Below are 11,700 nucleotides of genomic sequence, written 5' to 3' on the forward strand. Positions count from 1 at the left end.
GTTCCTAAAAGGCGATTTAGTTGTGGGGCACCCCAACATTTGACAAAGAACCCAAAAAACTGCGGCGCCTTTGGCACCGCAGTTTTCCTTATCTTCTTACTTCCCCGTCCGGCCGCGTTGAGTCAGGGGTGTACCTTCTTTGCACATGGGACACTCTTCCGGTTTATAGGTTTCTACATCAAGACGCAGGAGCGGTTCCGTGCGGACACCAAAGTCCACTTTGCCGCCGCTGCGGTCTACGAGGAGGCCGACACCAACGGGAACGCCGCCTTCGCCCTTGACGACATCGAGCACTTCCCGGACACTGCCGCCCGTCGTTACAATATCTTCCACCACAAGGACACGGGTTCCCGGTTTGATGGCAAAGCCCCGCTTGAAGGTCATCTTGCCATTGACTCGTTCCGTAAAGAAGAATCTCGTTCCAAGGTTCTTTGCCACTTCATAGGCCAGGAGAATGCCGCCCGTCATCGGACCGACAACAAGTTCCACATTGTCGTTGATGAACCGGCTGGCAATTTCCTTGCAGAGCTGTTCCGTATATTCCGGGCGCTGCAGGACATTGAATTTTTCCACATAGATGGGACTATGAAGTCCGCTCGTGAGGAGAAAATGGCCATGCATGACAGCATTGGTTTCTTCGAGCATACTCAGGACACTTTTGTTATTCATGAAGGGCACCTTCCATTTCTTTCAAGATCCGATTGACCGCGTCAATCTTGTTTTCCGCTTTCGTAATGGGCCGACCGACTACAAGATGGGTTGACCCATTTTTCATGGCCATACTTGGCGTCGCAATGCGGCTCTGGTCATTGGCTGCCGCCCAAGTCGGACGGATACCGGGCGTCACGATGAGAAAATCGCTGCCACAGGCCTTGCGGATGCCTTTAGCTTCCCGCGGGGAAGCAACGACCCCACTAAGGCCGCTTTCCTTAGCAAGCGCCGCCAGGGCAAGGACTTCCTCACCAATGGGCTTTGCATAACCAAGAGGCGCCCACTGCGCTTCATCCATACTCGTAAGGATTGTCACAGCAATGAGTTTTGGTGCCGCGACGCCGAGTTTTTCCGCTGCTTCCCGGATGGCGTTCATGCCTTCTGCCATCATTTTGGGTCCACCAACGGCGTGGACATTCATGATATCCACCCCAAGACGCGTCAACACAGCAAGACTGTGCGCCACTGTATTGGGAATATCCTGGAGCTTGAGGTCAAGGAAGACCTTCTTGCCCTGTTCCTTCAGGTAGGAAACAATAGCCGGGCCTTCACTGTAAAAAAGCTCCATCCCTACTTTATAAAATGTAACCGCATCCCCCAGTTCCTCAACAAGGTCCTTGGCCTCTTTCCCCGTAGGAAAATCAAGGGCTACAATCAGACGGTCTTTTACCTTCGTCATTTCCTTCTTCTCCTTACTGATTGGGCAGGGCCTTGCCAACAAGGTCCCGAATATTTTCGAGGTTATGGTCGATAAGATAGGCCGCGATTCCCTGCGAAATGGTTTCTGCAAGCCGTGGATTGTCAAAATTAGCAGTCCCTACGGCAATGGCAGACGCTCCGGCAAGGAAAAATTCAATGGCATCAGCGGCACAGGTAATCCCGCCCATCCCAATGAGGGGCACCTTAACAGCCTGAGCAACTTGATAGACCATGCGCACAGCAACCGGACGGACCGCTGGACCGGAAAGGCCGCCCATGATATTGCCCAGGACCGGCTTTTGGGTCTGGATATCAATCTTCATACCCACCAGCGTATTGATCAAGGAAATCATATCGGTCCCTGCCGCTTCCACGGCTCTGGCAATTTCCGTGATATCCGTCACATTCGGTGAAAGTTTTGTAATGATGGGCTTATGGGTTCGCTTCTTGGCTGCTTCCACGACTTGCGCGGCAGCACTGCAGCTCGTGCCAAAAGCAAGGCCCCCTTGGGCAACATTGGGGCAGGAAATATTGAGTTCCAGCGCATCAACGCCATCCACGTCAAGCATGGCAGCAAGTTCGCCATATTCGGCAGCGCTGTCCCCATCAATGTTCACGATGACCTTTGTGTCATATGCCTTCAGCTGAGGCAGGGTCTCTTTTAGGAAAACGTCCACACCGGGATTTTCAAGACCTACACAGTTAAGGATACCCGAAGGGGTCTCAACAATGCGCTGTCCCTTGTTGCCGGCCCGGGGATGAAGGGTCGTGCCCTTTACCGTAATGGCGCCCACATTGTTTAGGTCAAGAAAATCCGTAAATTCAAGGCCAAACCCAAAGGTCCCCGACGCTGTGGTGATAGGGGTCTTAAGATGAAGGTCACAAAGCTCAGTTTCAAGAAGGGTCCTATTGTTTACCATTCCGACACCTCCCGTGACCAAAAGACAGGGCCATCCTTACAGACCTTGACCCGTTTACCGATACCGCTGCATGTGCAGGAAAGGCACGCGCCAAGGCCGCAGCCCATGTACTTTTCAAGGGAAATCTGACAGGGAATGCCCCGCGGTTCCACGACTTTCGTCACAGCCCGCATCATCGGCGAAGGTCCGCAGACATAGACACAGTCATATCCGCCTTCATCAAGAAGCTGCCCCAAGGGCGCCGTGATAAGGCCCTTCGTCCCCCGGGAACCATCTTCCGTGGTCTCAAATTGGTGAACCGTCTTATCCCGAAACAGGTCCGTCCAAAAAAGCTCCTCTGCCGTGCGGGCGCCAATGAGGACATCCACGTCCGCTTGGGGATAGTCTTCCGCAAGGAAACGAAGGGGCGCAAGACCAACACCGCCGCCAACAAGAAGAACCTTATGGTGGCTCCGGTCAAAACCGCGTCCCAAAGGACCCATGACACTGATAGAATCCCCTTTTCTCAGCTGGTCAAGCAGCTGCGTCGCCTCCCCCACAATCCGGTAGATGAGAAGGAAGGTACCTTTGTCACGATTGACGCCGGATACCCCAAAAGGACGGCGCAAAAGAGGCACACTCAAATCGTTGCTCTTTACAGTCACAAACTGACCGGGTTCAGCCGAGGCCGCTACCTGCGGTGACCAAATTTCCATGATTCGGATGTCGTGGGACAGGCTGCGCTGCCCCACCACTCTTCCATCTTCCAAGAATTTCGTCATGGCTTACTCCGTTTTAAGGTCCTGCAGGGCAACGACACTGACAATGCGGCGGCGGCGCATAGCCCCCAGGGCATGCTGGAGGGCGCGGGCCGTATCAAGGCTCGTCAGGCAAGGAATGGCGTGTTCCACCGTACTGCGGCGGATCCGGAACCCGTCACTGCGCGTGCTTTCCCCATGGTTCATGGTATTGATGACCATGCAGATCTTGCCTTCCTTGATATCATCCAGAAGGTTCGGACTGTCCTCGCCAATCTTGGCTGCCGTTTCCACGGTCATGCCCTTGCTGCGGAGGAAGTTTGCCGTGCCTTCCGTTGCCGCAATCGTATAGCCCAAATCTTCAAAGCCTTCGGCAATTTCCGTCACTTCGTCTTTATCCTTATCAGCGACCGTAATGAGGATAGTTCCCTTATCCGGCACATTGGTCCCAGCAGCAACGCAGGCCTTATAAAGGGCGCGTGGGAACTGGTTATCAATGCACATGACTTCGCCCGTGGACTTCATTTCCGGTCCCAAGGTGATATCCACATCGGTCATCTTGTTGAAGGAAAAGACCGGTGCCTTGACAGCGTAATAATCCGGGAAGAGTTTCAGGCCCGATTCAAAGCCCTGTTCCTTGAGGCTCTTACCTACCGCACACTTGGTAGCAACATCCACCATGGAAATCCCCGTGACCTTCGACAGGAACGGGACGGTCCGGCTGGAGCGCGGGTTCACTTCGATGATATAGAGCTTTTCATCGCGGACGATGTACTGGATATTGAGCAGACCTTTGACGTGGAGCGTCAGGGCCAGCTTATTGGTGTATTCAATGATTGCTTCGATGATGTGTTCGCTCAGCGTGCGCGGCGGGTAAACGGCGATGGAGTCACCAGAGTGTACACCAGCCCGTTCAATGTGTTCCATGATGCCCGGGATGACGACATCGACGCCGTCACTGATGGCATCGACTTCGACTTCCGTCCCCATGAGGTAATGATCAACAAGGACAGGATGTTCCTTCGAGGCCTTGACGGCATTTGCCATATAGTAGCGCAGCTGATCATCGTTATAGACGATTTCCATCGCACGGCCGCCAAGAACGTAGCTCGGACGGACCATGACAGGATAGCCGTCATCGTGGGCGGCTTTCACAGCGCCTTCCACATCAAAGACGGTGTGTCCTTTCGGACGGGGAATGCCTACTTCCGTCAGGACTTCATCAAAGCGTTCACGGTCTTCGGCGCGGTCAATATCATCGACGCTCGTACCAAGGATCTTCACGCCGCAGCTATGAAGGGGCCCGGCAAGGTTGATGGCCGTCTGGCCGCCAAACTGGACAATGACGCCTTCAGGCTGTTCCCGGTCGATGACATTCAGCACGTCTTCCAAGGTCAGCGGTTCAAAATACAGACGGTCTGCCGTATCAAAGTCCGTGGAAACCGTTTCCGGGTTGTTGTTGATGATGATTGTTTCGTATCCTTCTTCTTTGAGGGCCCAGACAGAGTGTACCGAGCAGTAGTCGAATTCAACGCCCTGACCGATGCGGATTGGACCGGACCCGAGAACGACAACTTTCTTCTTATTGCTGGGCCGCACTTCGTCTTCGACACCGTAGGTCGAATAGTAGTACGGCGTTTCCGCGTCAAATTCGGCTGCGCATGTATCCACCATCTTGTAGACTGGTACAATTCCCATTTCCTTGCGCAGGGCGCGGATTTCAAGAGCCGACTTACCTGTAAGAAGGCCAATTTCCTCATCGCAGAAACCGCGTTTCTTGGCTTCCTTCATGAGCTCTTTCGTAAGCGGACCTTCCTTGATGGCCTTTTCGATTTCTACGATATGACGGATCTTCCGCAGGAAGAATTCATCAATCTTAGTAATTTCGTGAGCCTCGTCGACGGTCATGCCACGGCGGAAAGCTTCAGCGATGGCAAAGAAGCGTTCATCATTGACAAGATGAACCTTGGCAAAAACTTCTTCGTCACTGAGGGCATGGAATTCCGGCATATCGAGGTGAATCAGGCCGATTTCAAGGGAGCGAATGGCTTTGAGGAGCCCTGCTTCGATGTTGCGTTCAATGGCCATGACTTCGCCCGTTGCCTTCATCTGCGTGCCCAGGGTGTGGTCTGCCTTGACAAATTTGTCAAAAGGCCAGCGAGGAATCTTCAGTACGCAGTAGTCCAAGGTCGGTTCAAAGCAAGCCGTGGTCTTTTTCGTAACGGCATTTTCGATTTCATCAAGGGTATAGCCGGCAGCAATCTTTGATGCCACCTTGGCAATGGGATATCCCGTTGCTTTGGAAGCAAGAGCGGACGAACGGCTGACGCGGGGATTGACTTCAATGACGATATATTCCTCGCTGTCAGGGTTCAGGGCATACTGCACGTTGCAGCCGCCTTCAACGCCGAGTTCGCGGACAATATCAATAGCGGCCGTACGCAGCATCTGGACTTCACGGTCCGTCAGGGTCTGGCACGGCGCCACGACGATGGAGTCGCCCGTATGGACGCCCACAGGATCAAGGTTTTCCATATTGCAGACCGTAATGCAGTTGTCGGCATGGTCGCGGATGACTTCAAATTCAATTTCCTTCCAGCCGGCAACGGAGCGTTCAATGAGGACCTGACCAATGAGGCTGTACTGGAGCCCCTTCGTGCAGATATCGTCGAGTTCAGCATCGTTGTGGGCAATGCCGCCGCCCGTACCGCCCAAGGTATAGGCCGGACGCACGATGAGCGGATAGCCGATGCGGTCGGCAAATTCCTTGGCCGCGGCAACGCTTTCCACGATCGTGCTCTGAGGAATGGGCTGATGGAGTTTTTCCATCGTTTCTTTGAAGAGTTCGCGGTCCTCAGCCTTCATGATGCTCGGGATCTGGGTCCCAATGAGCTTCACATTGTATTTTTTGAGGATGCCCGTCTTATCAAGTTCGATGGCAAGGTTAAGGCCAATCTGGCCGCCTAAGGTAGCAAGCAAGGAATCCGGCCGTTCCTTTTGGATGACGCTTTCAAGAAATTCCACATTGAGCGGTTCGACATAGACGCGGTCAGCAATATGCACATCGGTCATGATGGTCGCCGGGTTGGAGTTTACAAGGACAACTTCCAGTCCTTCTTCTTTAAGGGCCCGGCAGGCCTGGGTTCCTGCATAGTCAAATTCGGCAGCCTGACCAATGATGATTGGACCGGAGCCAATGACCATGACTTTATTGACATCGTTTCTTTTTGGCATAATCAGTGTCCCCCCATCATGGTAATAAAGCGGTCAAAGAGATATCCGTTTCCGCTCGGTCCCGGGGAAGCTTCCGGATGGAACTGGACCGTAAAGGTCGGATGATCAAGATACTGGATTCCTTCAATGGTGCCATCGTTGAGGGAACGGTTGATGACCTTCACATGAAGCCCCTTCAGGGAATCTTCGTCAACCATAAAGCCGTGGTTCTGGGACGTAATCATGATGCAGTTATCCACATAGTCCCGCACCGGCTGGTTGATGCCGCGGTGGCCAAAGAGCATTTTCTTTGTCTTGGCCCCGCACGCAAGGGCCATGACCTGATGCCCCATGCAAATTCCAAAGATAGGTTTCTTGCCAATCATCTTCTTGATGTTGTCGATTTCAACCGTAAGGTCCGCCGGGTCGCCGGGGCCATTTGAAAGGAAGATCCCATCAGGATCGATGGCAAGGACTTCTTCAGCCGGTGTTTCCGCCGGAAAGACCGTCAGGCGGCAGCCCTTTTCCACAAGGCTCTTGAGGATATTGCGCTTAATACCATAGTCCATGACAGCAACGCTGAATTTGCTCTTTTCCTTGTCCCCCATGTGGTAGACTTTCTTTGTCGTCACCTGAGCCACCTGATCATGCCGTTCCGGTGTGGCAAGGAGCTTTTGGACGTCTTCATCAGGCATATCATAAGGAACGATGACGCCTTGAAGCGTACCGTAAGCCCGGATACGGCGCGTAATGGCCCGCGTGTCCACATCAGCAAGGACCGGAATATGGTTCTTTTCAAGGAAGGAAAGGACCGTTCCTTCGTCGCGCCAAGAACTCGGTTCATCGCAGAGTTCATCAACGATAAGCCCTTCGTAGCAGCAGCCATCCCCCTGATCAAAAATGGGATTGCAGCCGTAGTTACCGATGAGCGGATAGGTAAAGACTACAATCTGTCCGCAGAAAGAAGGGTCCGTCAGGGTTTCCTGATAGCCGCTCATGCCTGTTGTGAAGACGACTTCACCAACAGCCGGATGGTCCCCATAAAGGGTTCCTTCATAGACACCACCATCTTTTAGTACCAACTTACCTTTTACTTTTTGCATACGACACCGTCTTTCATCACAAATACACCATCGACCATGGTGGCGGCAGCCTGCCCTTTGCAGTGTTTTCCATTAAAAGGCGTGACCTTGCCGCGGGTATAGAACTTGCTGCTGTCGACGACCCAATCCTTATCAAGATCCAGGATGGTGATATTGGCGGAACTGCCTTCGCGGAGGGTGCCCCCGTCAAGGTGGAAAAGTTCAGCCGGTCGGCAGCTCATTTTATCGACAATCTCATTGATGGTAAATAGACCCGTATGATAGAGTTCCGTCAGAATGACCCCGACACTCGTTTCAAGACCGCAGAATCCGTTCGGGGCATTGCGGAATTCCACATCCTTTTCTTCCGGTGCATGCGGTGCGTGATCCGTTACGATGGCATCAATGGTCCCATCCTTGAGGGCGTCCCGCAGGGCTTCCACATGGTCCCGGCTGCGAAGGGGCGGCGAAACGCGGGTTGCCGTACTAAAGGAAGCACAGGCTTCATCAGTGAGCGTCAAATGATGAACCGTCACTTCGCACGTAATGGGCACACCTCTTTTCTTTGCTTGGCGAACGATATCCACCGCCCCTTTACTTGCAATATGAGCGATGTGGACATGGGTTCCTGTATACTCGGCAATGATGGCATCGCGGGCAACTGCCATATCTTCTGCAATGGAAGGAATGCCCGGCACACCCAGCCTTGCCGATACGGCGCCTTCGTGCATATAGCCCGAATGATTCATGTGTTCCTCAATGGCATGGACAATGAGCGCCTTATCAAAGGAATTCACATAACGGGCCGCCTTGAGCATCATCAGGGGATCCTCTACAAAGTGCCCATCATCGGAAAACGCCATTGCGCCCCGCATGGCCATATCTCCCATTTCAGAAAGTTCCTTGCCCTTTTCGCCCTTCGTAATAGCCCCAATGACTTCCACATGGGCATAGCCTTCTTCTGCCGCTCGCTTTTTGATCCCGCTCACGACAATCGAGGTATCGATGACAGGGTTCGTGTTCGGCATGCAGGCAATGCGCGTAATGCCGCCGTGAGCCGCTGCCATCGTCCCGGAAACGATATCTTCCTTTGCTTCAAGTCCCGGTTCGCGAAGATGGGTATGCAGGTCGATGAAGCCCGGAGCAACCACCTTTCCTGAAGCATCATACGTTTCGTCAGCGGCTTCTTCGATGGAATCAGCCACACGTTTAATGATCCCGTCCTCCACGAGGATATCCTTCACAGCATCCAGATGCTGGCTGGGATCGACAAGGTGTCCCTTTTTAATCAGCGTTTTCAACTTGTTTCCCCCCTGTCAGTGTCAAGAATAAGAGCGCCATCCGAACCGCCACCCCATTGGTAACCTGTTCACGGATCACAGCCTGGTCGCTGTAGCCCACTTCATAGGAAATTTCAAGACCGCGGTTCATGGGACCGGGATGCATGATCATCACATCCGGTTTGGCCAGTTTCATGCGTTCCTCGTTGACCCCAAAGATACGGGCATATTCGCGAGGTGTCGGGAAAAGACCGCTCTGCTGCCGTTCAAGCTGGATACGAAGGATGTCGACAACATCCGCGCCTTCAATGGCCTCTTCCACTCGTTTATGGACCGTGACGCCCAGTTTTTCCATTTCGTAAGGCATGAGCGTGACCGGCCCCGCCACATGGACATCGGCACCAAGCTTCGTCCAAGCAGCAATATTGCTGCGTGCCACACGGCTGTAGAGGATATCTCCGATGATGGCCATCTTGAGGCCCTTGAAGGATTTCTTCTTTTCAAGGATTGTGAACATATCCAGGAGACCCTGGGTGGGGTGGGCATGACAGCCATCTCCGGCATTGATGACAACCGGTTTTACGATATCGGCAATGTACTTGGCCGCACCTTCGATGGGGTGCCGCATAACAATGGCATCGCAGGCCATGGACTGCATGGTGAGCACCGTATCCTTGAGGCACTCCCCTTTCTTGACACTCGAAGTGCCCGTACTGATATTGATGACATCGGCCCCCAAATATTTACCGGCAAGTTCAAACGAAGAACGCGTGCGCGTGCTGTTTTCATAAAACAGGTTAACAATGGATTTTCCCCTGAGGGAAGGCACCTTCTTGATATCCCGTTTCAGGATTTTCTTCATTTCTGCTGCTGTCTTCATGATGAGGTCGTATTCCTCGACCGAAAGGGATGACAGATCCAAGATATCCCTTCCGGACAGGCTGACCGCTGCCTTTGCCATGTGATAGCCTCCTTACTTGTCATGGTCAATCTGGGAAACAATTCATTGCAACAAAAATAAGCCCCCTTGTCCCCATAAGACAAGAAGGCTTCTCTTTAAAGGCACGCACCCTAAAGTACGCCGCCCACTGCAGCTCATTTCTTCTGTAGCAAAAGTCCCTTTCTTAGTCTCACAGGACTAGATTAAAAGGCCTATATTCATTTTTAGTCATTGTAGCACGGGGAGGGGAAAATGTAAAGGGCGGTGAGAAAAAGGCCGCCTTTTGCGGCCTTTTTCTATATGGCAGTCAAGCTGTCCCGAGCCTACGGCTCTAGTAGCTATCACTCCTCAAGGGGCTGGCTGTCAAGCAAAAGACCGAAGGGGTCAGGCTGTGGTGCTTTGGCGCTTTGATTTTGTGATGCTAAATATCGTACCGCTCCGCCCCAAACCGCCCTGCGGGAGGGGGCGGAACTTCATTCACCCTCAAACATATTTCTCGGACTTGCGCTCCGCTTCAAAAGCGTCCTTCGAAACTCCGGGCGAATATGCCTCACTGCCGTTCGTAAGGAAACGTCGCTGCCGCTCCTCATCCACCACCAAAACCGGGAAATTCCAATGATGATAAACTTTTTGAAATTTACCGGTTTCGGTCCCCCGCCCTGGTGGGGCGGATCGACTCTACGAGTCGAGCTCAGAGGCAAAACACGAAGGCAGGCAGTGGTGAGAATAAGGAATGCGCTGCTGAATTTCATCATAGCAATAATCCCACAGATTGAATTTTGAGCTAGGCCCGATTGAGAAATACGCAAACAACAGCTCATTTACCAAGAGCATACAGTACCTCCCACGCTCAATAAGCCTTGAACCGAACTTGTATCTACGTTCGGATCAAGGCTCGCGTCACGGTCTTTTGCCCTGGAGACGGCGAATGCCGTTCCGCCTTACCAAGGCGGGGGGACCAAAAGCCACTTGATTCTGCAAAGCAGAAGGCAAGTCCTTTTGGTGGTGGATGAGGAGGGCGTTTTATGCCCGACGTCTCCACACGAGCGGTAGCGAGGAACATTTTTCGATGGGCCAAAACCGTTAATCGCAAGACACCGTCGAAGCGATTCGGCTTACGGATCGTGTTATCGAAAAATTAATTCGGCGCCCACGACCGAAGGGAGACGGTTTGGCGCCGGTCTCACAGTCTTTTTCCTTACGGTCTTTTCAAATCCCGATTATCCTTCATTTTATCCCTTTTATCTCTCAAAAACGGACATTCATCCTACTATATAGATTTCATCGGACTTTTCGGGCATAATGACCCATATAACAGGATTTATCCTACTGCATTAAAAGGAGATGCCCTATGAAAACGTACTACCAAAATCACAAGGATAAAGAGAACCTCGCCTATGCCCGTGAAATGCGCCGCCATATGACCCCGGAGGAATCCAAGCTTTGGTTTGGTTTCCTAAAACGATACCCGATACGCTTTGTAAGACAAAAGCGTATCGCAGGATATATAGCGGATTTCTACTGTGCCAAAGGAAAACTCATCATCGAAGTCGATGGAATCCATCACTATACCCCCAAACAAAGAGAATACGATGAAAAGCGTTCCAAAGTATTAATGGATTGGGGTTATGCCGTCTTTCGCATTGATAATGACTGGATTAAGAACAATTTCTATGAAGTCTGCAAATATATTGATGAGATGGTGATGGAAAGAACCGGAATTGATATTCGGAAACTATAAGGCAAACGACCGTGCCGCTCCGCCCCAAACCGCCCTCCGGGTGGGGGCGGAACTTCATTCGCCCAGGGACATATTTCTCGGACTTGCGCTCCGCTTCAAAAGCGTCCTTCGAAACTCCGGGCGAATATGCCTCACTGCCGTTCGTAAGGAAACGTCGCTACGCTCCTCATCCACCACCGAAAGGGCACGCTTGCCTCATTTCAATGAGGCAACATGCGGCTTTCGGTCCCCCGCCCTGGTGGGGCGGATCGACTCTACGAGTCGAGCTCAGAGGCAAAACACGAAGGCAGGCAGTGGTGAGAATAAGGAATGCGCTGCTGAATTTCATCATAGCAATAATCCCACAGATTGAATTTTGAGCTAGGCCCGATTGAGAA

The 11,700-nt window shown here is 52.4% G+C and carries 9 protein-coding genes; 1 reads left to right on the forward strand and 8 read right to left on the reverse strand.

Annotated features, from left to right (window positions below):
• Positions 1-96 precede the first annotated feature (96 nt).
• The 8 genes from pyrE to DW817_RS10375 are packed head-to-tail and all read right to left on the reverse strand — an operon-like array spanning position 97 to position 9,603.
• Positions 97-669 (reverse strand): orotate phosphoribosyltransferase, encoded by a 573-nt coding sequence (gene pyrE, locus DW817_RS10340; RefSeq protein WP_016459545.1) that lies wholly within the window; start codon positions 667-669, stop codon positions 97-99.
• A complete protein-coding gene (pyrF, locus tag DW817_RS10345; RefSeq protein WP_021736327.1) occupies positions 662-1,390 on the reverse strand; it encodes an orotidine-5'-phosphate decarboxylase in 729 nt (242 codons plus the stop codon). The genes pyrE and pyrF overlap by 8 nt, the downstream gene beginning before the upstream one ends.
• Positions 1,391-1,403: 13 nt before the next feature.
• Positions 1,404-2,330: a dihydroorotate dehydrogenase gene (locus tag DW817_RS10350; RefSeq protein ID WP_021736323.1), complete on the reverse strand. Its 927-nt coding sequence runs from the start codon at positions 2,328-2,330 to the stop codon at positions 1,404-1,406.
• The gene (locus DW817_RS10355) at positions 2,324-3,091 is read right to left on the reverse strand and encodes a dihydroorotate dehydrogenase electron transfer subunit (protein ID WP_009015697.1); all 768 of its coding nucleotides are present in this window, start codon (positions 3,089-3,091) and stop codon (positions 2,324-2,326) included. The genes DW817_RS10350 and DW817_RS10355 overlap by 7 nt, the downstream gene beginning before the upstream one ends.
• Before the next feature lie 3 nt (positions 3,092-3,094).
• On the reverse strand, positions 3,095-6,301 hold the full coding sequence (gene carB / locus DW817_RS10360) for a carbamoyl-phosphate synthase large subunit (RefSeq protein ID WP_009015698.1): 3,207 nt from the start codon (positions 6,299-6,301) through the stop codon (positions 3,095-3,097).
• 2 nt (positions 6,302-6,303) lie between these two features.
• The gene (gene carA / locus DW817_RS10365) at positions 6,304-7,383 is read right to left on the reverse strand and encodes a glutamine-hydrolyzing carbamoyl-phosphate synthase small subunit (RefSeq protein WP_120112388.1); all 1,080 of its coding nucleotides are present in this window, start codon (positions 7,381-7,383) and stop codon (positions 6,304-6,306) included.
• Positions 7,371-8,663, reverse strand: a complete 1,293-nt coding sequence (locus tag DW817_RS10370) for a dihydroorotase (protein ID WP_120112392.1) — start codon at positions 8,661-8,663, stop codon at positions 7,371-7,373. Before DW817_RS10370 ends, carA begins: the two co-directional genes overlap by 13 nt.
• Positions 8,647-9,603, reverse strand: a complete 957-nt coding sequence (locus DW817_RS10375; protein ID WP_009015701.1) for an aspartate carbamoyltransferase catalytic subunit — start codon at positions 9,601-9,603, stop codon at positions 8,647-8,649. Before DW817_RS10375 ends, DW817_RS10370 begins: the two co-directional genes overlap by 17 nt.
• 1,330 nt (positions 9,604-10,933) lie before the next feature.
• Between DW817_RS10375 and DW817_RS10380 the strand changes: the two genes are divergently transcribed.
• Entirely contained in the window at positions 10,934-11,323 is a 390-nt protein-coding gene (locus DW817_RS10380) for an endonuclease domain-containing protein (protein WP_014128409.1), read from the forward strand.
• Positions 11,324-11,700: the final 377 nt, after the last annotated feature.

Origin of the sequence: Acidaminococcus sp. AM33-14BH, from assembly GCF_003603525.1 — a bacterium.
GTDB classification, from domain to species: Bacteria; Bacillota; Negativicutes; order Acidaminococcales; family Acidaminococcaceae; genus Acidaminococcus; species Acidaminococcus intestini.

Coding starts and splice junctions, on each gene's coding strand:
- pyrE (WP_016459545.1), bottom strand. CDS start 669: ATGAATAACAAAAGTGTCCTGAGTATGCTCGAAGAAACCAATGCTGTC.
- pyrF (WP_021736327.1), bottom strand. CDS start 1,390: ATGACGAAGGTAAAAGACCGTCTGATTGTAGCCCTTGATTTTCCTACG.
- DW817_RS10350 (WP_021736323.1), bottom strand. CDS start 2,330: ATGGTAAACAATAGGACCCTTCTTGAAACTGAGCTTTGTGACCTTCAT.
- DW817_RS10355 (WP_009015697.1), bottom strand. CDS start 3,091: ATGACGAAATTCTTGGAAGATGGAAGAGTGGTGGGGCAGCGCAGCCTG.
- carB (WP_009015698.1), bottom strand. CDS start 6,301: ATGCCAAAAAGAAACGATGTCAATAAAGTCATGGTCATTGGCTCCGGT.
- carA (WP_120112388.1), bottom strand. CDS start 7,383: ATGCAAAAAGTAAAAGGTAAGTTGGTACTAAAAGATGGTGGTGTCTAT.
- DW817_RS10375 (WP_009015701.1), bottom strand. CDS start 9,603: ATGGCAAAGGCAGCGGTCAGCCTGTCCGGAAGGGATATCTTGGATCTG.
- DW817_RS10380 (WP_014128409.1), top strand. CDS start 10,934: ATGAAAACGTACTACCAAAATCACAAGGATAAAGAGAACCTCGCCTAT.